At 71.7% G+C, this 21,418-nt stretch carries 23 protein-coding genes and 2 pseudogenes; 10 read left to right on the top strand and 15 right to left on the bottom strand.

Features of this window, described 5'->3' with window-relative positions; translation table 11 throughout:
• The first annotated feature begins 224 nt into the window (after positions 1 to 224).
• Positions 225 to 1,226 carry a hypothetical protein gene (locus tag ACZ66Z_RS20650; protein ID WP_469935901.1) on the top strand — a complete coding sequence of 334 codons (1,002 nt, stop codon included), beginning with the start codon at positions 225 to 227 and terminating at the stop codon, positions 1,224 to 1,226.
• Positions 1,227 to 1,326: 100 nt separating this feature from the next.
• Here ACZ66Z_RS20650 and gdhA read toward each other — a convergent pair whose 3' ends face one another.
• Positions 1,327 to 2,685, bottom strand: a complete 1,359-nt coding sequence (gene gdhA, locus ACZ66Z_RS20645) for an NADP-specific glutamate dehydrogenase (RefSeq protein WP_469935899.1) — start codon at positions 2,683 to 2,685, stop codon at positions 1,327 to 1,329.
• 291 nt (positions 2,686 to 2,976) lie between these two features.
• Positions 2,977 to 3,501 carry an ATP-grasp domain-containing protein gene (locus ACZ66Z_RS20640; RefSeq protein WP_469935897.1) on the bottom strand — a complete coding sequence of 175 codons (525 nt, stop codon included), beginning with the start codon at positions 3,499 to 3,501 and terminating at the stop codon, positions 2,977 to 2,979.
• A gap of 232 nt (positions 3,502 to 3,733) precedes the next feature.
• Between ACZ66Z_RS20640 and ACZ66Z_RS20635 the strand changes: the two genes are divergently transcribed.
• Positions 3,734 to 4,237 carry a hemerythrin domain-containing protein gene (locus ACZ66Z_RS20635; RefSeq protein WP_469935895.1) on the top strand — a complete coding sequence of 168 codons (504 nt, stop codon included), beginning with the start codon at positions 3,734 to 3,736 and terminating at the stop codon, positions 4,235 to 4,237.
• 186 nt (positions 4,238 to 4,423) lie between these two features.
• Here ACZ66Z_RS20635 and ACZ66Z_RS20630 read toward each other — a convergent pair whose 3' ends face one another.
• Positions 4,424 to 4,897, bottom strand: coding sequence for a cupin domain-containing protein (locus ACZ66Z_RS20630; protein WP_469935893.1), 474 nt, complete (start codon positions 4,895 to 4,897; stop codon positions 4,424 to 4,426).
• Between the two features lie 72 nt (positions 4,898 to 4,969).
• Here ACZ66Z_RS20630 and ACZ66Z_RS20625 point away from each other — a divergent pair, with 72 nt between their 5' ends.
• Positions 4,970 to 5,530, top strand: coding sequence for a TetR/AcrR family transcriptional regulator (locus tag ACZ66Z_RS20625; RefSeq protein WP_469935891.1), 561 nt, complete (start codon positions 4,970 to 4,972; stop codon positions 5,528 to 5,530).
• Positions 5,531 to 5,754: 224 nt separating this feature from the next.
• On the top strand, positions 5,755 to 6,327 hold the full coding sequence (locus ACZ66Z_RS20620) for a hypothetical protein (RefSeq protein ID WP_469935889.1): 573 nt from the start codon (positions 5,755 to 5,757) through the stop codon (positions 6,325 to 6,327).
• 185 nt (positions 6,328 to 6,512) lie between these two features.
• Here ACZ66Z_RS20620 and ACZ66Z_RS20615 read toward each other — a convergent pair.
• Positions 6,513 to 6,593, bottom strand: a pseudogene (locus ACZ66Z_RS20615) (IS5/IS1182 family transposase); the annotation flags it as partial.
• A 258-nt stretch (positions 6,594 to 6,851) separates the two neighbouring features.
• Here ACZ66Z_RS20615 and ACZ66Z_RS20610 point away from each other — a divergent pair.
• Positions 6,852 to 7,022 (top strand): DUF5670 family protein, encoded by a 171-nt coding sequence (locus tag ACZ66Z_RS20610; RefSeq protein WP_011113206.1) that lies wholly within the window; start codon positions 6,852 to 6,854, stop codon positions 7,020 to 7,022.
• Between the two features lie 99 nt (positions 7,023 to 7,121).
• Here the strand turns inward: ACZ66Z_RS20610 and ACZ66Z_RS20605 are convergent, their stop codons facing one another.
• Entirely contained in the window at positions 7,122 to 7,496 is a 375-nt protein-coding gene (locus ACZ66Z_RS20605) for an SRPBCC family protein (RefSeq protein WP_469935887.1), read from the bottom strand.
• A gap of 180 nt (positions 7,497 to 7,676) precedes the next feature.
• Between ACZ66Z_RS20605 and ACZ66Z_RS20600 the strand changes: the two genes are divergently transcribed.
• Positions 7,677 to 8,444: a lipase family protein gene (locus ACZ66Z_RS20600; RefSeq protein ID WP_469935885.1), complete on the top strand. Its 768-nt coding sequence runs from the start codon at positions 7,677 to 7,679 to the stop codon at positions 8,442 to 8,444.
• A gap of 51 nt (positions 8,445 to 8,495) precedes the next feature.
• Positions 8,496 to 8,912 (top strand): CBS domain-containing protein, encoded by a 417-nt coding sequence (locus ACZ66Z_RS20595; protein ID WP_469935883.1) that lies wholly within the window; start codon positions 8,496 to 8,498, stop codon positions 8,910 to 8,912.
• A gap of 285 nt (positions 8,913 to 9,197) precedes the next feature.
• On the opposite strand, the pseudogene ACZ66Z_RS20590 reads toward ACZ66Z_RS20595, so the two are convergent.
• The 3 genes and pseudogenes from ACZ66Z_RS20590 to ACZ66Z_RS20580 form a co-directional block, all read right to left on the bottom strand.
• Positions 9,198 to 9,764 (bottom strand): annotated as a pseudogene (locus ACZ66Z_RS20590) (NADPH-dependent FMN reductase).
• Between the two features lie 112 nt (positions 9,765 to 9,876).
• Positions 9,877 to 11,016, bottom strand: coding sequence for an FAD-dependent oxidoreductase (locus tag ACZ66Z_RS20585; protein WP_469935881.1), 1,140 nt, complete (start codon positions 11,014 to 11,016; stop codon positions 9,877 to 9,879).
• A 195-nt stretch (positions 11,017 to 11,211) separates the two neighbouring features.
• Positions 11,212 to 11,814, bottom strand: a complete 603-nt coding sequence (locus ACZ66Z_RS20580) for a TetR/AcrR family transcriptional regulator (RefSeq protein WP_469935879.1) — start codon at positions 11,812 to 11,814, stop codon at positions 11,212 to 11,214.
• Between the two features lie 130 nt (positions 11,815 to 11,944).
• Between ACZ66Z_RS20580 and ACZ66Z_RS20575 the strand changes: the two genes are divergently transcribed.
• Positions 11,945 to 12,286 carry a hypothetical protein gene (locus ACZ66Z_RS20575; RefSeq protein ID WP_469935877.1) on the top strand — a complete coding sequence of 114 codons (342 nt, stop codon included), beginning with the start codon at positions 11,945 to 11,947 and terminating at the stop codon, positions 12,284 to 12,286.
• A 20-nt stretch (positions 12,287 to 12,306) separates the two neighbouring features.
• Here ACZ66Z_RS20575 and ACZ66Z_RS20570 read toward each other — a convergent pair whose 3' ends face one another.
• The 4 genes from ACZ66Z_RS20570 to ACZ66Z_RS20555 all read right to left on the bottom strand — a co-directional run bounded on the left by ACZ66Z_RS20570 (position 12,307) and on the right by ACZ66Z_RS20555 (position 15,179).
• Positions 12,307 to 12,921, bottom strand: a complete 615-nt coding sequence (locus tag ACZ66Z_RS20570) for a hypothetical protein (protein WP_469935875.1) — start codon at positions 12,919 to 12,921, stop codon at positions 12,307 to 12,309.
• Between the two features lie 325 nt (positions 12,922 to 13,246).
• Positions 13,247 to 13,582, bottom strand: coding sequence for an SCO4225 family membrane protein (locus ACZ66Z_RS20565; protein ID WP_469935873.1), 336 nt, complete (start codon positions 13,580 to 13,582; stop codon positions 13,247 to 13,249).
• Between the two features lie 90 nt (positions 13,583 to 13,672).
• Positions 13,673 to 13,993, bottom strand: a complete 321-nt coding sequence (locus ACZ66Z_RS20560; protein ID WP_469935871.1) for a YxiG-like protein — start codon at positions 13,991 to 13,993, stop codon at positions 13,673 to 13,675.
• Positions 13,994 to 14,279: 286 nt separating this feature from the next.
• Complete coding sequence (locus ACZ66Z_RS20555; RefSeq protein ID WP_469935869.1) at positions 14,280 to 15,179, bottom strand: DUF4436 family protein; 900 nt, start codon at positions 15,177 to 15,179, stop codon at positions 14,280 to 14,282.
• 667 nt (positions 15,180 to 15,846) lie between these two features.
• Here ACZ66Z_RS20555 and ACZ66Z_RS20550 point away from each other — a divergent pair.
• Positions 15,847 to 16,083, top strand: a complete 237-nt coding sequence (locus ACZ66Z_RS20550) for a DUF6479 family protein (protein ID WP_469935867.1) — start codon at positions 15,847 to 15,849, stop codon at positions 16,081 to 16,083.
• 739 nt (positions 16,084 to 16,822) lie between these two features.
• Here the strand turns inward: ACZ66Z_RS20550 and ACZ66Z_RS20545 are convergent.
• From ACZ66Z_RS20545 to ACZ66Z_RS20535, 3 genes are all read right to left on the bottom strand, one after another.
• Positions 16,823 to 18,505: a serine/threonine-protein kinase gene (locus ACZ66Z_RS20545; RefSeq protein WP_469935865.1), complete on the bottom strand. Its 1,683-nt coding sequence runs from the start codon at positions 18,503 to 18,505 to the stop codon at positions 16,823 to 16,825.
• Complete coding sequence (locus ACZ66Z_RS20540) at positions 18,502 to 18,732, bottom strand: hypothetical protein (RefSeq protein WP_469935863.1); 231 nt, start codon at positions 18,730 to 18,732, stop codon at positions 18,502 to 18,504. Before ACZ66Z_RS20540 ends, ACZ66Z_RS20545 begins: the two co-directional genes overlap by 4 nt.
• A gap of 306 nt (positions 18,733 to 19,038) precedes the next feature.
• Entirely contained in the window at positions 19,039 to 19,212 is a 174-nt protein-coding gene (locus tag ACZ66Z_RS20535; RefSeq protein ID WP_469935861.1) for a CsbD family protein, read from the bottom strand.
• 492 nt (positions 19,213 to 19,704) lie between these two features.
• Here ACZ66Z_RS20535 and ACZ66Z_RS20530 point away from each other — a divergent pair, with 492 nt between their 5' ends.
• Entirely contained in the window at positions 19,705 to 21,309 is a 1,605-nt protein-coding gene (locus ACZ66Z_RS20530; protein WP_469935859.1) for an FAD-binding oxidoreductase, read from the top strand.
• The last annotated feature ends 109 nt before the right edge of the window (positions 21,310 to 21,418 follow it).

Raw genomic sequence — 21,418 nt, 5'->3', positions numbered from 1 at the left:
GCGGGCTCTGTGAAGAGGACGGCGACCGGCTCCTCACCCGATCACGGCTCTGTCGCACCCTGAGCTTTGGTCAAAACTGTTCACAGAGTGTCTTACGTCTCGTCGATACCCGGTCGGGTCGTGGCTAGCCTGTGGCCCGTTCCATCCCCCCACGAGAACGCTGCCACGGACAACGCGCCCCACCCCCCCAGGCGCACGATGGCGGTGCAGAAGGCGAGAGACTGGTGGACACCAGCGGCACAACACGGTCCGGTCAGACGATTCAGGCACCGAGACCACTGGAGCTGAAGACCGCACAACAGCGAGAACCGGCCACCGATCTCCTTGACGCCCTCCGCACCGGCCCCTTCGAAGCCGCCCTCGACTCCGCCGTGCGGGCCAGCGGGCTCAGCCTCGAACGCATCCAGCACCGGCTCGCCGAACGCGGCGTGGAGATCAGCGTCACCACGCTCAGCTACTGGCGACGCGGGCGCAGCCGCCCCGAACGGCCGCACTCCCGCCAGGCGGTCCGGCTCCTGGAGGAGCTGCTGGGCGTCCCCACCGACGGCCTGGTCTCGCTCCTCGGCCCGCGCCGCCCCCGGGGCCGCTGGGTCAACCGCGACTCCGAGGTACTGGAGAGCGAGTACCTGTGGCGGGAGTTCGTCAGCCTTCCCGGGCTGCTGGCCGAGCTGGACAGTGCGGACGACGGCCTGCTCCGGGTCGCCGCCCACGACCACTACGAGCTCGACGCGCGGGGCACCGGGACACGGCTGACCACCCGTCTGACGCTGAAAGCCGCCCGGGACCGGGTGGACCGCTGCGTGGTGATCCTCCACGGCGAGGACCCGGACACGGCGCTGCCGGAGTTCACCGACGTGCGCAACGCCCGCCTCGGGCGGCTGCGCTCGGACCGCAGCGTGCCCCTGGTGGTCGCCGAACTGTTCCTGGACCGCACGCTGTCCGAGGGCGGGACCACGCTGATCGAGTACACCCTGCGGTTCCCCGAGGGCGGGCGCCGCGCCGAGGAGTGCGGGCGGGGGTTCAACGCCCCCGCCCTCCTCTACACCCTGGAGGTCGCCTTTCACCCGGACGCCGTGCCGGTGCGCTGCCGGAGTTGCTCCAGCGCCGCGGTCACCGGGGAACCGATGTCCGCGGAACTGGTGTGGATCAGCGCCTCCGGCCGGGCGCACGCGGTCTTCGAGAACCCCGGCCCCGGCTTCCGGGCACTGCGCTGGGAGTGGCACTGAACGGCCGGCCCGGGTCTCGACGCCTCGGCTCGCGAGGCCGGTCAGGCGGGGGAGGGGCCCGTGGCACGCACGTCGGGCCGCCGGGGAGCCGGCCGGGGGGTCAGATGACGCCCTGGGCCAGCATCGCGTCGGCCACTCGCTCGAACCCGGCGATGTTCGCACCGGTCACGTAGTCGCCGGGGGCACCGTAGCGCTCGGCGGTCTCGTGGCAGGTGGCGTGGATGTCGTTCATGATCCGGGCGAGTTCGCCCTCGACCCGCTCGGCTGTCCAGGACGTCCGCGCGTGGTTCTGCGCCATCTCCAACGCGCTGACCGCGACGCCGCCCGCGTTGGCCGCCTTGCCGGGGCCGAAGGCGACGCCCGCCCGCTGGAACAGGCGGACGGCCTCGGGGACGGTCGGCATGTTGGCGCCCTCGGACACGGCCTTCACACCGTTGCGGATCAGGGCCGCGGCGTCGTTCTCGTCCAGCTCGTTCTGGGTGGCGGACGGCAGCGCGATGTCGGCCGGCACCTCCCAGACCCGCCCGCCCGGCACGAAGCGCGCCGAGGATCCCCGGCGCTCCGCGTACACGTCGACGCGGCCCCGCTCGACCTCCTTGACCTGCTTGAGCAGCTCCAGGTCGATGCCCTTCTCGTCGACGACGTAGCCCGAGGAGTCCGAGCAGGTCACGGCGTTGGCGCCGAGGGCGGCCAGCTTCTCGATGGTGTAGATCGCGACGTTGCCGGAGCCGGAGACGACGGCCGTCTGCCCCTCCAGGTCCTCGCCGCGCTCGCGCAGCATGGCCCCCGCGAACAGCACGTTGCCGTAGCCGGTCGCCTCGGGGCGGATGAGCGAGCCGCCCCAGCCGTTGCCCTTGCCGGTGAGGACGCCGGCCTCCCAGCGGTTGGTGATGCGGCGGTACTGACCGAACAGGTAGCCGATCTCACGGCCGCCGACGCCGATGTCACCGGCGGGGACGTCGGTGTGCTCACCGATGTGCCGGTACAGCTCGGTCATGAAGGACTGGCAGAACCGCATGACCTCGGCGTCGCTGCGCCCGTGCGGGTCGAAGTCGCTGCCCCCCTTGCCGCCACCGATGCCGAGGCCGGTCAGCGCGTTCTTGAAGATCTGCTCGAAGCCCAGGAACTTGATGACGCCCAGGTTCACCGACGGGTGGAAGCGCAGACCGCCCTTGTACGGGCCGAGCGCGCTGTTGAACTCCACGCGGAAGCCGCGGTTGACGTGCACGCGGCCCTTGTCGTCCTGCCACGGCACCCGGAAGACGATCTGCCGCTCGGGCTCGCACAGCCGCTCCACGAGCCCGGCCCGCGCGTACTCGGGGTGGGCCGCGAGCACCGGTGCGAGCGTCTCCAGGACCTCGTGGGCGGCCTGGTGGAACTCGGGCTGTGCGGGATTGCGGTGTTCGATCTCCTCGAGAAGATGGTCGAGCACGGTCTGCGTCTCGGATCGAGTCGTCACAGAAGGCCTTTCTGGCGCGGCTGTCACCGGATCCGCGACGGGGTGCGGCTCGCTCGGGTCCGGTCCACTGGTGGATGTTACGGCGCCGTTGCCGCACACAGGACGCACTAAGTGTCACGCACATGTAAATCCGTGACCAGAGTGCGACCGGGGCTGCTCACGATGTGAGACCGCTCCCTGGGGGCCGCCGGTCCGCGTCGACCGCGCGACCCTCGCGCCGGCAACGGAGACGGGGAGGCCGACGGAGCGGGAGCTGCTCCCGTTCCGCGGGGCAGGGGGCCGGAGGGGGGTTCAGTGCCGCACGCACGGCAGATCCACGGGTTTCACCCGGTCGCGCGGTCCCGCCGCCCGCATCACCACGTCCAGCACGCGTGTCGGGTCGGAGGCGTACGCGTGGGAGAACCAGGCGATGTTGGCTTCCACCACGGCCCACCGGTGGCCCGGGCGGTACGGGTCGAGCAGTTGTCCGACGTCCACGACGACGGCGCTCGGCAGGGCGGGCCCGGCTGCGGCGACGAGGCGGTCGACGAGTTCCGCGATCTCCGAGGCGATGGGCTCGTGCCGGTCGAGCGGGTGGGGGTCGCGCCTGCCGAACACCGCGCAGCGACTGCCCGTGGCGATCTGCCCGTCGAGGAGGAACAGCCGGTACTCGGCGGCGAAGGCCACCACTTCGGAGAACAGTACCGGCGTCGCCGGGTCCAGATCGGCGGGCGGCCGGGAACCGTCCGCGTAGACGTCCGCCGTGAAGGACCTGTCCCGCGGCGGCTTGACGAACGTCGGTCTCCGTCCGCCGCCCGGGCACGACGAGCACGGCAACCTCCTTCGCGACGTGCGGTGCCGTCGGGTTGGGCCCCGCCCGTTGGTCGAAGGGGTCCCGTGGTGGGCGGAGCGGCGGACCGGTGGCGGCCGGGGCGCCGCGTTACGGTGCTGTCCTTGATCTGGAAGCGGACCGTCCGCTCCGGCCGACGGCGGATCGGAGCCAGGTTTCAACCGGCCGCGAGCGAGCACGCCCCAGATGACGAGGATTTCGACCCGAGGAGGTAGCGCCATGGCCGCGGAACCGCAGGAGCAGGACGTTGTAGCGGTGATCCTCGAGGATCACCGGACCATGGAGGAACTGTTCCGGCAGATGCGGAGCGTGGAGGCCGATCGCGCGGAAGCGCTGAAGAAGTTCTCCGCGTTGCTCATCGCCCACGCCGAGGCGGAGGAGGCCGAGGTCTACGGAGCGCTGAAGCGCTTCAAGAACGTGGACGACGAAGAGGTCGAGCACGGCTCGGAGGAGCACGAGGAGGGCAACAAGGCGCTGCTGGCGCTGCTGGAGGTCGACGACGTCGGCTCGGAGGAATGGGACTCGAAGCTGGAGGACCTGGTCGAGGCCGTCTCCCACCACGTGGACGAGGAGGAGAGGACGATCCTCAACGGGGCCCGGGAGAGCGTCCCCGACGACCGCAGGGCCGAGCTGGGCGCCGCGTTCCTGAAGGAGCGCCAGAGGCAGCTGGACTCGGACTGCGGCAGCATCGAGAACGTCCGGGCCATCGTCGGCGACCACTGAGGGGGCCGGCCGCCTCGGCCGAGCGGGCCGTGGCCTGCCGGTACGCGTCCCGCCCGGGTCGGCGGCCCGGCGGACCGCCGCCTCCGGAGGACCGCCCGGGACGGGTCGACCGGACCGTGACCGCCCAGGGGCTCGATCACCCTCTGGTGCCACCGGCCCCGGCCCCCGGCCCTCGACGGCTGAGGGCTACGCGGGGGCGGCGGGCTCCTCGTAGGTGATCCGGTGCGGGGCGGCGATCCGGTTCAGCGCCGTGGCGTCGAGGCGGCTCCCGCGGCCGGTTCCGGACACGTGCTCGGACAGGTCCTCCAGGTAGCACTCCCAGCCGCCGGGCGAGGATATCTGGAGGACGAGGGGCGGCGGGGTGCTCATGGGACGCAGGGCGTGCGGGACGCCGTGCGGCAGCAGGACGAACTGGCCGGCCGTCACCGTGCGGTCCGTGTCGTCGAACTCCACGCCGAGGGAACCTGACAGCACGTAGACGCACTCGTCGGCCACGTGGTGGACGTGGCGCGGGATCTCCTGGGCGACGACGACCTCCATGAAGGAGAAACGCCCTTCGGTGTCCTCCGTCCTCGCCTTCACGGTCATCGCGGGCGGCAGCGGTACGCGAGTGGGGCGGGAGGCGCCGGGGTCGAGCAGGATGAACCGGTCTTCGGACATGAGTATCCTTCCCTCAACGGCTGCGGAATCGGAATCCGATTCCGTTTAAAGATGAGCAGAGGAAACAGCGGCATGTCAAGACCCTCCCGGACCGACGCGGAGCGAAATCGCCTGCGCGTGCTGAGCGTTGCGCACGAACTGTTCGCCGAGCGCGGCGACGAGGTCCAGATGGCGGAGGTCGCCCGGGCCGCCGGGGTCGGCGTCGGAACCGTCTACCGGCACTTCCCGACCCGGCAGGCCCTCGTCGGAGCCGTCGCCGAGCAGCGGTTCGCGAAGGTCCTCTCGTTCCTGGAGGAGGAGTGCCCGGCGCGGCCCGACGCGTGCGGGGCGGTGGAGGCGCTTCTGACGCGCGTGGGGGAGATGCACGAGGAGGGGCGCGCGGTCTCGGGCGTGATCGAGGCGTCGTTCGGCGGCATGGCCCCGCGGGGCGAGGTCGGCGAGGCACTGCTCGCGATGGGGGCGCGGCTGGTCGAGCGGGGGCGGTCGGACGGCACGCTGCGCGCCGACGTGACGGTCGCGGACCTGTACATGAGCGTGGGTGCCGTAGCGATGCTCAGCCACCACGAGATCGGAGACTGGCGCCGGTTCGCGGAGATCACCCTGGACGGTCTACGAGGGCCCTGCCCTGCATGAGCTCGTCAGGCCCTCGGTACCACCGGTTTCGCCCCGCGGCTGGACGACGACCTCGGCACCGGCTTCCGTGACGACGAACAGGGGGGCACGTCCAGGCGGTCATTGAGCTTCTTCGAGTCGGCCACCGACCGGGTGATGGCGACTGGGCGCTTCAGCGTCGAGTGGGCGGCTGCAGCGTCCGGTGGCGGCAGCTTGGTGAACCGGGACGAGGGGCGGTTCGAAGCTTGCCGGGCCAGGACGCCGGTGTCGTCACCTTCAACGGCCGGCTGTTCTGGGAGGGGCGTCCGCCTGCCAGGCCGCAGTACAGTGCCGACGAGCCCCTTCCCGCACCGGACGAGCAGCTGCCGGAGCTGGACCTGTCCTGCAGTCCCACCGACCTCCTCCACGTCAGCCACCCGGACGGGCACGAGGAACTCGGTGCGCTGATCGCAGTCCTGCCGTATGAGCAGGTGGTCGACGCCGTGCGGAAGCAGCTGCGCAGACCGGCGGTCGAAACGGGCCTGAACGACCACCCGGAGGTCAAGGCAGCCCTGGACGCGCGGCAGTGCGGTGTGGCCCCGCCGCAGCCGGACCGGACCGGCCCGCTCGCCTTGCGACTCCGCGCGGTGCTCGCACAGGCCGACGCCGGCCGGGACCACACGCGCAGGTGGGCCGCGGAGAAGATGGCCCTCGGGATCCGGGGGTCCCCGTACAGGTCCGTGTGCGAGAGCGCGGAGACCCGGAGTCACTTCACTCTCGACTGGCGTGCGGATCTGCACGCGGACCTGGGCAAACCAGCCCCTGCCGCCGATACCTGACGACCGATTCTGGGGGGGGCGCTGCGCAACCCCGCCATCGACTCCAGTTGGTACGCGGCCCAGTACGGCCGAGATCAGGACTGACCCCAGGGGTTTCGGTTCCGTGTGAGCGCTTCACGTGACGGTCATCGCCGGACGAAGCGCTCACTGAGGATCTTCAGCGCTGCCGCTCCAGCGTGAGGACGACCTTCGCGGATGACAACCAGCATGGTGACCCACTCCACGAGCGCATGCGGCAGGTCGAGTGCGGCAGGACGGACGACCAACGAGGCCTCCGAGCAACGGACGGAGACGTCAGACATCTCGATGAACACGCTCAACGGGACAAAAAGCTCTTCGATGCAGGCGCGCCCGCCACGGTTGACGGGTCGGTGCTGCGGTGCACGAGGGGCAGGGCTGGTGGGGGAGGGGCAGGCGCGGCGCACGGCGTCCGCGCATATGCCCCGTGGCGCACAGAAGTAACTTCTGCTCGTGGGATTGTCGGCCTGAAGTAGGGGCACCCGGTGGCCAGGAGGTTGATGACGATGGTTCCCCTGCTTTTGGTTCTTCTGCTGGCTCTGATCCTGTTCGGTGCGGGTTTCGCGTTGAAGGCGCTGTGGTGGATCGCAGTGATCGTGCTCGTCGTGTGGCTGCTGGGCTTCGTCGTCCGTACCGCGGACAGCGGCGGCCGCAAGGGCCGCTGGTACCGCTGGTAGACGGCGCAGGAAGCGCGACGCGCGCGAGGTGAGCGGGGCCCGGCCGGATACGGTCGGGCCCCACTCGTGCAAGAGGACTTCCTACGAGGACGGTTGGGGTCAGGGCTGCACGAGGCGGTGCAGAGCGAGGCGGGCGAGGGGTGCGTAAGCCAGAAGCGCCGGCCGCGGACCGTACATGGTCAGGCTTGTGGCGCTGCCGCGGCCCTGCGGCCTCACCTCGTGGTGCAGTCTGATCCGGATGGGCCCCAGACGCACCCGCCACGTCCAGGTGCGGCGGTCGTGGTCGACGGCCTCCACGACGAAGGCGGCACGAATGCCGACGACTGATTCGACCGTACCGCTCATACCGGGCCGTAGACGGCCCACGCAGTGAACCGTCTTGATGTGCGGGGACCAGGACGCCCACTGGTCGGTGTCGGCGTAACGCTGCCAGACCGCATCGGGACGGGCCGCGCCTTCGGCGCTCAGGGTCATGCGTGCCATGACGGATCGGGGAGCCGCCGTGGCGGGTGGGAGGTGGCAGGAGCGGGTGTCATCGGTCTGATCGTGACACTCCCGGTGAGGTGCGGCAACGGGAGCCGGCAAGCCGTCCGCCCGTCCCGTCACCCCCACGCGGTCACACTGGGCCCGCTGCCCCCACCAGCCGGACCCGCAGTGATCGACCACGACGTCCGTACTCACAGTCCGAAGGCGGCCTACGCGATGGCCTACAAGGACGAGGCGACGGTGGAGTCCACGGCCCGTGACTGGGGATTCGAGGAGGTGCGCCATCACGAGACGCGGTTCAGGCCCCCGTTCCCGCTCCGGGACACCCAGGCCTGCACCATCGCCTCCGACCGGGTGATCACCACCGGGTTCCGCGGTATCGAGCCCGCGCAGATCAAGGACTGGCTCTCCGACGCCACCACCCCGCCGGTCCCCGGACCGGCGAACACCGGCTACCTCCACTACGGCTTCGGCGAGGCCCTCGACTCCATCTTCCCCGCCGCCAGGGACGCCACCGCCGAGCTTCGCGACAACGACCAGAGCGTCTGGTTCACCGGCCACAGCCTCGGCGGTGCGCTCGCGATGCTCACCGGCTGCCGGATCTACCTGGAAGACCCGCGCCTGCAGGCTGGCGTACGTCGTCGTCACCGACCGCCGCTTCGCCGGCCTCCACCACTGGGGCCGGCCCACCATCGAAGTCAGTCTGGGCGCCGAGATCCCACGCCGGCTCCTGCCCGCGCGTCCCCCACCGGGTGCAGGACCTCGACCTGCGCCCCCGGTGGCCGTCTCCTCGTTTCCTGCGACACCTCGGGGGTGCGGAAACCGTCCGTGCCGCTCTGTTCCGTCGTTGCGGATGCTGCACCGGGGTGGGGATGGCACGAAGGTGTTATGCGGCCGCCGGAGGAGGGCAGGCGTGAATTCTGCCGCCTCGGCTGATCGAGCTGTGCCGGTTGCCAGGGATGTGACAGCAGGAAGGAAGACAGTGCGATGACGACTGCCCGAGAGATCATGACGGAGGGCGCCGAGTGCATCGGTGCCGAGGAGACGGTCCTGGAGGCCGCGAAGAAGATGACGCAGATGGGCGTCGGCGCCCTGCCGATCTGCGGCACGGACGACAGGCTCAAGGGTGTGCTCACCGACCGCGACATCGTCGTGAAGGTCCTCGGCGCGGGTAAGGACCCGGCCCAGGTGAAGGCAGGTGAACTTGCCCAGGGCGAGGCGGTCACCATCGGCGCGGACGACGATGCGAGCGAGATCCTGCGCACCATGACCTCGCACAAGGTGCGGCGGCTGCCGGTGATCGACGGCCACCGCCTGGTCGGCATGGTCGCCCAGGCCGACGTGGCCCGCGCGCTGCCCGACCCGCAGGTCGGTGACCTCCTCGAGGCACTGTCCACCGACTGAACCGCCGTCCTTGCGCTGCGGGGCGAGGCCTGGTCTCGGTTAAGCGCCACGGGCCTCGACCGGCGCCCTCCCCTCAGCCGGCGGGCGCCGTGCCTGGCCGCGGAGCCCCGGCGTCCGAAGGGCGGTCACGAAGAACGTGGCCGTGTGACCGTCGGTTACGCGCCCCGGCGTTTTGACGTGATCCGGCGGTGCGGGGGTTCGGCGATGGAGTACCGGTACGGGACGGGCCAGGGGCACTGGCCGCAGGAGAGCGACTCGGAGGCCACCGAGGTCATCCCGCGCATCTCATACCCGGCGGCGGCCGAGGTGTCCGCCGTTCTGCCCGACGAGGTGACGTCGACCAGGCCCCTGCCACGGGTCGGCGACTCGCATCCGCCCGCCGCCCGCCCGGCCCGGCCTCGCCGGGCGCCCGCCCGTGCGGTGGTCGCCGGTGCCGTGCTGCTCGCGTGCGCGGGCGGTGGTCTGTTGGTCGGCGGACTCGTCTCCGGCCGGGAGGGCGCCGCCGACGCCGTAGGGGACGAGGCCGACGGCCTTGTTGTTCCACTCGGCGTAGACGCGGTCGAGGGCGTTCTCGAGCACGCCGGGGAAGGAGTGGTTGTACTCGGGGATGACGATGACGCAGCCGTCGAAGGCGGCGACCGTGGCGGCCCACTACTGGGTGCAGGGGCGGGTGTAGCGGCCCGGGGCGGGCGGGAAGGGTTCGTCGATCTGCGGCAGGTCGACTTCGGCGAGGTCGACGAGTTCGTGGTCGGCGTCGTCGTGCTGCCGGGCCCGTTCCAGGACCCACTGGGCGACGTTCGCTCCGGCGCGGCCGGTGCGGGTGCTGCTCAGAAGGATCGCGATCTTCGGCAACGTGGTTCCTGTGGATGCGAGTTTTCCGGGCGGGGGAGAGCTGGGTGCGGCGGGCGCACCGGCCCTGTGGGGAAGGCTGGGGCCCGCGGCCGCGTGGTCGTGGGCGGCCGGGCTACGGGGCCGCCGGTCCGGTGGTGAAGAACGCCGTCATCTGCTCCAGGCCCTGCGGGCCGAACATCGTGTCCAGGCTCTGGGCGGAGTCGGTGGCGGAGGCTTCGCTGCGCGGGAAGAGGGCTTCCTCGTAGGCGGTCAGGGCCGCCTCGGTGTCGCCGGGGTGGGCGGCGACGGCCAGGGCGAGTTCGGCGCCGTCGAACATGGCGAGGTTCGCGCCCTCGCCGGCGAAGGGCGACATCACGTGGGCGGCGTCGCCCAGCAGGGTCACGCCCGGCACCCGGTCCCAGCGGTGGCCCACCGGCAGGGCGTGGATGCGGCGCGGGGTCATGGTGTCCGCGTCGGCGATCAGGCCGCGCAGGGCCTCGTGCCAGCCCTCGAAGCGGGCGAGCACGGCCTGCTTGGCCGCCGGCAGGTCGGTGAAGTCGACCGTGTCCAGCCAGTCCTCGTCCGCCTTGAGGGCGGTGTAGACGTGCAGGCTGCCATCGGTTTCCTTGTGGGCGAGGAAGCCGCGCTCGTCGCCGAGACAGATGAAGAACCCGCCGCCGACGACGGCCGCGCTGCGCGGATGTCGGGTCTCGGCCTCCAGCAGGTCGGTCTCGACGAAGGAGATGCCGGTGTAGGCGGGCTCGGCGTCGGAAAGCAGGGGGCGTACGCGCGACCAGGCGCCGTCGGCGCCGATCAGCAGGTCGGTGGTGATGACGGAGCCGTCGGCGAAGGTCACCTCGTGGCGTCCGCCGTCCAGGGCGCGGACACCGGTGACCTTCCTGCCCCAGTGGACCGTGCCGTCGGGGAGCGAGTCGAGGAGCAGGTCGCGCAGGTCGCCGCGGTCGACCTCGGGTCGGCCGCCGGTGCCGTCGTCCTCTTCCGAGACGCGGACGGCGCCGTCGGCACCGAGCAGACGCATGGCCTGACCGCCCTCGTGAATGATCTTGAGGAAGCCGTCGTGGAGATCGGCGGCGTACAGGGCCTTCTGGCCGTTCTCCTCGTGGATGTCGAGCATGCCGCCCTGCGTGCGGGCCTCCCTCGACGCCTCCCGCTCGAAGACGCCCGCCTCGATGCCGTGGACGTGGAGGACGCGGGCGGCGGTGAGGCCGCCGAGACCTCCGCCGATGATCGCGACGGGGTGGTGCGTGTTCACGGGGTCCTCCTCGGGGTGTGGGGATGACGCTGCGGCCGCCCTTGCCGACCTGCTCTCCCACCGTAACGAACACGTTCGTGACGAACAAGTTCGCCCATAGGCGTGCTGCGCCCCACCCGTGCAGCACGGGCGCGGGTCGAAGCGCGAAGCGGCCGTCCCGAGCGGGACGCCGCGGCCCTCGGAGCCTTCCGGGGATCAGCCGGTGGTGTCCGGGACGGGGGTGTGGAGGATGCCGTTGATCACGAGGTCGAAGCCCCAGGACAACCGGGCGTCCTGGGTGCCGGACAGCAGCGCCGGCAGATGCGCCTTGATCGTCGGGTACTCGGTCTCGTCCACGCCGTGCGCGGCGCGGGCGAGCGCGTCCCAGTCGTCCTGGCTCATCGGGTCGCGTTCCTGGGTACCGTGCTCGGCCGCGGTGGCGGTCGCGTACTGCAGGAGGTTGTCCACGCCCCAGGCGACCTGCTCGCGCGGGGCGCCGCTGCGGGAGAGCAGCAGGAGGAGCCGTTCGAGCAGGTCGAGGTAGTTCGCGCCGCTGGGGCGTGCGACCAGGGCGGAGCGGGCGAGCTGCGGGTGCTCGAAGAGCAGGCGGGTGTAGGAGGTCAGGACCGCGACGAGGTCCTCGCGCCAGCCGGTCTCGGATCGGTCGGTGGGCAGCTCCACCTCACCCAGGAGCGCGTCCAGTACGGCGGCGTGCAGCTCGGCGGTGTTGGCCACGTAGACGTAGAGCGAGGCCGGGCCGGTGTCCAGCTCCTGGGCCAGGCGCCGCATGGTCACCTTCTCCAGCCCTTCGGACCGCATGACCCGCACCGCCGCATCGACGATCCCCCGCCGCGTCAGGGCCGGCTTCGCGGGTCGTTCACGCCGACTGATCGGTTCTCGCTGCGCAGTCACACCCCGATCGTAACGAACGTGTTCGTCGCCCAGGGGGGTGCGGAATCACGCCTCACCCTGGAAGCCCCGCCGAGCCGGGGCCCTGAGCGGGTCCTTCCTTCGCCGCAGGGGTGCCGGGCCGGACTGCACCACCGAGACCATCACCGGCCCGGCCGACCACTCGCGCCCCTTCGACGTCCTTCGGCTGCGGCCACTCCGTGACCACGACCGGCGCGCCCGCGGCGACGAGCTCGGCCAGGTCTTCCCGGACGCGGGCCTCGCCGGCCTGCCCGGGTGGTGGAGGGTGCCCTGCGGATCGCCGGACGGCCCGGCGAGCAGCTCGCGGGCGACGAAGCGACGCCCCACGAACGACGCCGCCGTCGCCATGTGGATCTCCTGACGGCGCGGACCGGACGGACGTCAACTCGACCGAGCTCCCGGGGAAATTCCCCGGGCCGTCTCGATCCACATGACCTCGTGGCGGTTGTGGGTGATCTCCCTGAAGGCGTGGGCGGCCATTGCGGCGCTCGGCCGGCGCCTGGTCCTCGACGCGGTGCCCAGCAGGACGGACACCGCCGAGGACAGGGACTTGAAGGCCACGTACGGCTGGATCTCCGAGGACCACCAGTCGAGCGGTTCGCCCCGTTGGATCGCCCGCCGCATGGCCTTGAACGCCTGGCGGACACCACCGAGCACGTCGATCTCCGTCCGGGTCAGCACGCGCTCGGCGGCCAGCTTCGCCATGAGGGCCTCGATCGCCCCCTCGGCCGCGGTCGCCCGCTCCAGGCAACCCCATCCGGGATGCCCGGGCGAGCTGACGGGGGTGTGACCGCTGGTCAGGGCGTTCCAGGTCTTCCAGACCGCGACGAACTCCCCGTAGAGCCGCTGGAATTCCCCCGCCGCGGTCTGATCCATGTCGCGGTTCTTCCTGATCTGATCCCAATGATCCGTGACGCGGGTGGTCACGAGCCATCCGCCGCCCAGGGTGACCGCGACCGTGAGCAGCGGGACGCCTAACGACTCGAAGATCGACATGGGGCTCCTGACGACGGACCATCGGGGCCGTCCCATTGTGCGGGGCCACGACACGGAACCGGGACCGTTCTCGACAGCAGGCCCGTTCATCACGGCGGCTCCGGACCCTCCGGTCACTCGCCCGAGCCGATGGTGGGCCGGCACGGCTGCACCTCGGCGCCGTCAGGTGAGGACAGCGGGACGGAAGCTGCCGGTAACCCGGTGCCGGCTGCCCGGTACCCGTCCTCACCAGGGAACGAGGCGGGGAAGTCCTGCTGGAGGGAGGTACCGCCGTGGTCGTCCGCTTCGTGGGCAGCGTGGCGTCTTGTGGGGTAGGGGAAGGCTCTCACGTGGTGGTGGGTGCCTGCTGTGCCGGGTTTCCTCGCAGTGCCCGGTACATGAGGCCGAGGAGGAAGGAGTGGAGCAGTGCGGAAAAGGCCAGCGCCGCGAGGAAGTATCCGGTCGCCAGGGCCGAGTCGCCGTTCGTGAAGTCGGGGAGCAGCAGGAGCATGCTGGTGGGCGCGGTGAGCAGGAGGATCCAGATGGCTGCGAAGGTGCTGTCTGCGTTCACGGGGAGGGGCAGCATGGGGAACACCGCTACGGCCACCAGGCCGAGGTAGACCAGCGAGGCGGGGTTGGCGAACGTGAGCCGGACGAGTGTGCGGGGGCGACTGTCTCGCATGATCGGTTCCTCCTGGGCGGGTGGGTTCCGCCGTGTCGACGAGGGCTCCATCGTGCGGCGGGGCGGCTCCCGGCGCCTGAGTAGCGCTACTCAAACCGCTGTGAGGGCCTGCGCGTTGCGGCCCGCGGGGCTGCTCACGACGGCGGCCGCGGTAAGGGCGGCGGTGGTCGGGGTGCGCGCCGGTCGGCGTCGGCCACGCACGGCCCCGGCGGGCTCGGCGGGCTCGCGTGGAAGAGCTTCTTGCCGGCCGTCCCGCCGTCGGGACGCGGCCGGATCGAGGAGGCGCGGACCGGGCCGGCGCCGGAAGAGGTGCCGCGGGTGAGGCGGTGCGATGGCGGTACGGGGATCGGCTGTCGCATGGACGATGACCTCGCAGTCACGCATGTGGTTGGCATGCCCGTGGCGCTGCACGATGCAGGTCTGTCAGGCGCCGCTGCCCTCAAAGATCGCCCGGACAGCCCTGGTGGGGCAGGCAGGGCCGAGGAAGACAGCTTTAAGTGATTTGTCACTTTTGGTGTCAGTGATTCAGCTGTAACCGTGCACGCGGTGGAACTGCAGGTCACGGAGCCTGCTCGCCGTGCCCGCGACGGGCTCGGCCGCCCTCTCGGTTTCGTGCTCCCGGGCGGCGACACCGACGACTGCACCCGCTTCGAGTGAAGGCGGTCTCCAGCCGTTCCTTCCTGTGGCGGTGCGTCGGTCAGGTGAGGTGGGCGTCGTCTGCGCGGAGGGCGCTGCGGATGCCGGTGACGACCACGACGATCAGACACAGGGCGATGAGGGTCTCGGCCCACAGGAAGGCGAACCAGTCCATCGCGCAGCCGATCGGGGGCGTGCCGGGGGCGGTGTTGCGGAACGCCGCGAGAGCGAACAGCGTGGCGGCCATCCAGGCGAGGGCCGGCCAGACCAGGCCCCCGTCACGGGTCGTCAGGTACCAGGCCCCGAGGAGCACGGACGCCGCCAGCGCCCACATGACGACCATCATGAAGACCGCGAAGGCGAGCATGCTGCCCGATCGGTACAGCCTCAGCCTCACGACGGCATCCTGCCCGGAGTCCCGGGACGCCGCGGAGACGGAGAAGAGCGCGTCATTGTTGGAGAAGCGCATCTGCACCGGCACGTCCTTGCCGCCCAGCAGCGCCCAGAACTCGATGTCGGTCTCGTACGTGTCGAACGGATAGTCGGTGATCGATCCACCCGCGATCGCGACCTGCACGTCCTTGGGCGCGAGCCGCTCGTGGGCCGGGAACTCCAGGTCGCCGAGGGTCGCCACGGAGGTCTGGAGGCTGAGATCGGCCACGGGAGCGGTCCCCTCCTCCTCGCCGAGGGTCCCACGGGGGGTGACGCGGACCCGCAGGACGAGTTCTCGGGCTGCGGCGTCGACGCTCTGGACGGTGGCCTCCACGTCCACCCGGTCGGCGGCTCGGGATCCGACCGTGCGGATCGTGTCCTTCGCCTGCCGCTCGGCGAACTGCAGTCGCGACCCCACGGACACCGCTACCAGGATCAGGACCGCGAGGGGAAGGAGGACCGGCAGGATCGACGCCCTGAAGCGGCGCGGATGGGGCGAGTGCGTGGGCGTGGGCGCGGGCGGGGCCATGGTGACTCCGACGAGGTGAGAAGGGCAAAGAGCTCGTCCCGCCCGGCCGGCGTCCGAAACGGTCTTTCGCCCGCGCGGTGCGTGAAGGGCATGCCGGTACTGGAGTCACTCTTCGATCACAGACAGCCACTGTAGGTGGTCAATGGTTTGGTGCCACGGAGGCGGAGGCTCGACGGTCGTGCCGACGGGCGGGGCGCTGCCACGACGGTTGCCGGGAACGCACAGCGCGAGCGGGACGGCAAGGAAACCCCGGTGGGACGGGAGCGTCGGTGGAGGCGTGACCCTGAGCGCACCCACGCGGTGTTGGTGGATGCCCCTCTGGAGCCGGTGGCCGAGGGGCGGGCAGAGCCCGCGCGGAAGGCGGTCGCTGTGAGCGGGTGGTGGGGTGGCAGCGGGTGGGCGTCGACAGGATCGCGGTGTTGACGCCCTGGTAGGGGGTGCGGGGCGGGGCCGTAGTCAGCGGGCTGTTCCGGCCGGCGATCAGGTCGCGGTCAAAGGGGCGTGGCCGCCGTTGGAGCGGGCAACGCCCGCGACAGATCGCTCGCGGCGGCGACAAGCGGCCCCGAAGCCTCCCCATGGAGGCGTTTACGCAGGCCGGGAGAGGACAGCCGCCCTGCACGCCCGCAGCGCCCTACTGCCGCGGCGTGTTGCCACTGGAAAGGTGATCATGACTGGCATCGCAGCACCCTCCGTTCTCGCATCGGCCGGATCCAACGCCGTGCTCTTCGCCGTCGGCCTGGGGATCGTGGTCGTCGTTCTCCTCATCGGGGCGTTCTGGTGGGGCAGCCGCCGCGCCGCGCGCAGGCGCCGTTCCGACGTCGATCCCCTGCACACGGACGCCGGGGCGAAGCGCGAATCATGGACCACACCCGAGCATCCGGACCACGGTGGCTCCGACCGCTGAGAGCCGGACTCACCTCACGGCCGGTGTCCGAGCCGCGCACCGTCAGCGCGGGGCGCCGACCGGCGAGGGAGACTGTCGGGACGCCGTACGAGCCGATCGGCTGGATGTCCCGGCGCGGCCGGAACGTCGGCCTGTGCCGTCGCGAACTGGAGCACGAGTACGTCACCGCCGCCGACCAGGACGGCAGCTTCAAGTTTGTGCCGTCCTCCCCGACCAGGCCCGTATGGAACCGGACCGGATCGCTGCCCACAAGACCCGCCCGCCGAATCCCAAGGCCTGACCCGCGGCGCCGAGACCCCGGCGGCCTCGGCGCCGCGGCGATGGTGCTTGCGGCGGCGCCGACCGGGGCTTCACCTCGACGTCGCAGCGCGGACCGCAGTACACGTACTGCGGCCGTACTCCTTGGCGGTGCGACCGTTCTTCCACGTCTGCCCGGAGTCGACCGGCCCGCAACCCGCGCGGACGGCCCGTCGTGACGTCCACCGCCCGGTGCCGGGGCAGCGGGTCCCCTTCGGGCGGGACAGGCAGAACCAGCGGTCGCGCCACCGGTCGGTCGCCGGTCCGGCCGGTGAAGCCGTCGTTCAGGAACACCCCGTGGGCGACGACCTGGCGGCCGACGGCCCCGGAGCGCCGGTGACCGGGGTCGTCCGCACACCGGTACGCCTGTCTGCCTGTGTCTGCGGCACGCTCCGACCGTAGGAGCCCTTGCGGACGGCCACGATCCGCAAAGGCGGTGACCTCAGGACGCGGGCAGGGTCGACACGACCTTGCCGGAGGTGTCGGCGGCGAGATAGCCGCTGGCCTGGTAGTCGTTGCTGAGGTAGAAGCGCAGTGTCGGACGGTCGTCGTTGAAGGTCCAGCGGTCGACGATGACGTAGCGCATCGTGGGGTCGTCCACCTTGAGGTCGCGTTCGCCGCGCTTCATCAGCGCGGGGAGGCTGTCCCAGGGCATCGTGGCCACGTCGAAGGGCTGTTCGTCGGCGTCGTCGGCGCTGATGGTGCCGCCGGGGCCGGTCTTCCTGGCCACGCCGGCCCGGTACTCGTACGCGTCGTAGGTCTTCGCGCCGGGCCGGGTCGGGATGTTCGCCAGGGCATACCCCTCGTAGACCGTCAGGTCCTTGATCGTCGTGGTGCCGCTCGCCCGGCGGAACTCCGCGATGACGGCACGGACGTTGGCGGTGGTGAGGAGGCTGCCGCGGACCGCGGGCGCGGGCGCGGAGGTGGACGGGACCGTGCCCGAGCCCTGGCCGGGGGTGCGGACGGCGCCGGTCGGCGAGGCGCCGCCTTTCGCTCCGGAGGTCCTGTCGCTGCCGTCGCCGCCGTCGGGGAACAGGTTCACGACGCCGATCACCGCGGCGGCGGCCAGCACGAGGCCGACGGCGACGCCTGCGGCGCGCTTGCGCGGGCTGGAGGGCGTGGGGGTGGGCAGCGTCGGCGGGCCGAAGCCCGCGCCCGGCGCGGCGGGCGGGCCGTAGGCCGGGTGCGGGTACGGCGCGGACGCCGGCGCGTACGGGCCGGGGACGGCAGGGACGGCGACGGGCGCAGAAGGAGCAGCGGCGGGAGCAGGAGCCGCGGCCGCGCCGCCCTCCGCCTCCGCCAGCAGCCGGTCCAGGAGCGCCCCGTCCGGTCGCTGCGCCGGATCGCGGACGAGGAGCCGGGTCAGTACGGGACCCAGCGCGCCGGACCGCACCGGCGCGGGGATCGGGTCGTCGAGCACCGCGACCACGGTCGCGAGGCCGGTGGCGCGGCGCAGCGGGTGGTGACCCTCGGCCGCCACGTACAGGAGCATGCCGAGCGACCACAGGTCGGAGGCCGGGTTGCCCTCCTCGCCGCGGACCCGCTCGGGGGCGATGAACTCCGGCGAGCCGATCAGGTCGCCGGTGGAGGTGAGCCGGGAGGTGGCGCCGTCGAACGCGGCGATGCCGAAGTCGGTGAGCACGGCCTCGCCTTCGTGGCGGAGCAGGACGTTGGCGGGTTTGACGTCGCGGTGCTGGATGCCGGCGGTGTGTGCGGCGCGCAGTGCGGAGAGGACCTGGCGGCCGAGGGCGAGCACCTCGGGGACGGGCATCGGGCCCGCGGCGAGCCGGTCGTACACGGAACTGCCCTCGACGAGCTCCATCACGATCCACGGGTGCGAGCCGTCCTGCGGCTCGACGATGTGGTGGATCGTCACGACGTGAGGGTTCGACAACCGGGCCAGGGCGCGGGCTTCGCGGACGGCGCGTTCGCGCAGCTGCGCGGCGAATCCGGGGTTCGCGTCCTCGACGGCGGGGTCGGGCGGGCGGACCTCCTTGAGGGCGACGTCGCGGTCGAGGGCGATGTCGCGGGCGCGCCAGACGGTGCCCATGCCGCCGCTGCCGAGTCGGGAGATCAGTCGGAAGCGTCCGTCGACCAGGGGTCTTCGGTCGTCATTCGTGCTCATGGGCGGTCATCGTAGGCGGTTTCGGGTGACAGGCTGGAACGGGCCCGGCCCGTCACCCGGTGCGGGGTGCGGCGAGGCGGCCATCGGGCCGTCTCGTACGCTCCGGACAGCACCTCGACGCGCGGCGGGCACTCCGTGTCGACGACCGGGCAGCGGACCGCGCCGAGCGCCCGTTGCTGCTGCGCCTCGGTCCCGGAGTCCTTTCCCTGCTCCTCGACGTCGGTCACCTCGGTGGTGAGCTTGACGCCTGCGTGCTCCTGCTCCGGTTCGCCGTGACACGGGACCTCGCGCCCGCCGCCGATGACCGGACTCCACCCTTTCTCGTCTCGGGCGGAGCCGTGTCCGGCGGCGAAGCAAGGGCACGCCGGAGGCGTACCCGGCAGCCTGGAAGAACCCATGGGGCGGCGGGACGGTTACGAGCTTGACCGGCGCCGCCTCCCGCGGCTCTTCGCGCCACGACGCGCCGACGCGCTCCAAAACCCGTAGGGCCCCGACCGGGGGAGTGGTCGGGGCCCTACGGGGTGTGGGGTGGCTCAGTGCCGGAAGGTGTCCTTGATGTCTTCCTTGGCCTGGCGTGCGTGGCCCTCGCTCTGGTCGGCGCGGCCTTCGGCGGTCATGCGCTCGTTGCCGACGGCGCGGCCCACGGTCTCCTTGACCTTGCCCTTGGCCTGCTCGGCATGGGCCTTGCTCTTCTCCGTGCCCGACATTGGGACCTCCTCGTGAAGTAACCGGATTGGTCGTGACCCCCGCCTACTCGCCCCAGCCCGCCCTAAACACTCACCACCGGCATCACTTACTTCTCCTTCTCCACCTGCCTCCAGACACGCCGCGGACAGCGGAGCACGCCCCTGTCGTTGCGGCCCCGGCGCCAGCCGCCCGCGAGCCTGGACCCGTCATCGACCGGTTGGACCCGTCATCGACGATCCGGAGATGACCCCGGCCGGCTGTTCCCCGTCCGCGCGGGGACGGCCCCGGCCGTCGCCTGTCCGTCACGACAAACAGATCTGCCTCCCGCGCCCCGGCTCGTCCGCCTCGACCGGCTTCCTCGCCGCCGCGAGCACCGGACCGGTCCACGACACGACACGGCACGGTCGGGCTGCGGGCGAACCCCCGGATCGCAAATGCCCGCCACACGGAACCACTACCCCCCATTCGCACTCTGCTTGAGCGACAGCAGAGGAACGTGAACGGAGGCCGCCATGAACCGGCGCACACTGCTCGCAGCGGGTACCGGCTGCACGACAGCCGTCGCCTGGACGACGGGCTGGGGCAGCGGCCGGGTGAGGGCCGCGCCCAGCAGCGGTTCCGCCCCTGCCACCAGCGGGCAACGCCCCCTGGGCCCCGCATCCGCCGCAGCCGGCATACGCGCGGCCGCGCCGCGCGCCGCTGACTGGTCCGCGCTCGACAGGGGCTTGCAGGGCGGCCTGATACGTCCGGGCGATGCCGACTACGCCACCGCCCGCCAGTTGTACAACACGCGCTTCGACAGTCTGCGCCCCGCCGCCGTCGCCTACGTGTCCAACACCGCGGACATCGCCGAGTGCCTGGCCTTCGCGCGCCGCCACGGCACCCCCGTCGCCATCCGCAACGGCGGCCACTCCTACGCCGGTTGGTCCAGCGGCAACGGACGCCTGGTCATCGACGTCTCCGCGCTGAAGTCCATTCGCACTGACTCCGGCAGCGCCGTCATCGGGGCCGGTGCCAAGCTCATCGACGTCTACACGCAGCTCGGCGCACGAGGCGTCACCATCCCCGGCGGATCCTGTCCCACGGTCGGCATCTCCGGCCTGACGCTCGGGGGCGGCCACGGCGTGGTCTCGCGCTCCTACGGGCTCACCTCCGACAACCTCACCGGCGCCCGCATCGTCACCGCCGACGGCAGGACCCTCGACGTGTCCAAGGACCGGGAGAGCGACCTGTTCTGGGCACTGCGCGGTGCAGGAAACGGAAACTTCGGCGTCGTCACGGAACTCCGGTTCCGCACCCACAAGGCCGCCGACGGCGTCACCGCGCACATGACCTGGCCCTGGTCCAAGGCCGCCGCCGCCCTCCGCTCCTGGCAGGAGTGGGGGCCCACCCAGCCCGACGAGATCTGGTCGGCACTGCACCTGTCCGCCGTCGCCGGCCGGACCCCCACCGTTTCCGTCAGCTGCTTCTCCCTGGGCACGTACGGCGCCCTGCAGAACGCCGTCGACCGACTGGCGGACCGCGCCGGCGGCCCCGGCGCCGCCTCCCGCATCACCATGCGCCGCCGCGGCTACCTCGACACCATGCGGATGTACGCGGGCTGCGCGACAAAGTCCACCGCCCAGTGCCACCTGCCCGGCGGAACCCCGGGGCGGCAGCCCACCGGCGTGCTCCAGCGGGAGACGTACGCGGCACGCTCGGACTTCTTCAACCGCTCCCTGAGTGCCGCCGGCATCCGGTCACTGCTCGACCAGGTCGAACGCCACGGACGCAGCAGCAACACCGGCGCCGTCTCCATCGCGCTCACCGCCCTGGGCGGCGCCGTCAACCGCGTTCCCCCGCAAGCGACCGCCTTCGTACACCGCAACTCACGCTTCCTGGCCCAGTACACCGCGTCCTGGCCCGCCGGCCACACCGCCGGGCCGGCGACGGCCTGGCTGGACAGCACGCACACCGCGATGCGCCGGCACGCCTCGGGCGCGGCATACCAGAACTACACGGACGCGAATCTGAGCAACTGGCGTTCCGCCTACTACGGCTCGGCCGCTCACCGACTGGTTGAGCTGAAAAGGCGCTACGACCCGGGCAGGATGTTCGACTTCCCGCAGGCTCTGTGAACCGACGCGAGGCGCCGTCACCCAGCGGCACCCCGAACCGCCGCCGAATGCGCGGTGTGCGCTGCCCGCCTCCGCGGGGCCCGCGGTGTTCCCGGAGAAAGCCTGGGCG

The organism is Streptomyces sp. NPDC107498 (genome assembly GCF_055582805.1).
The sequence above is the reverse complement of the archived record's forward strand: the minus strand, read 5'-3'. Positions and strand labels throughout refer to the sequence as shown.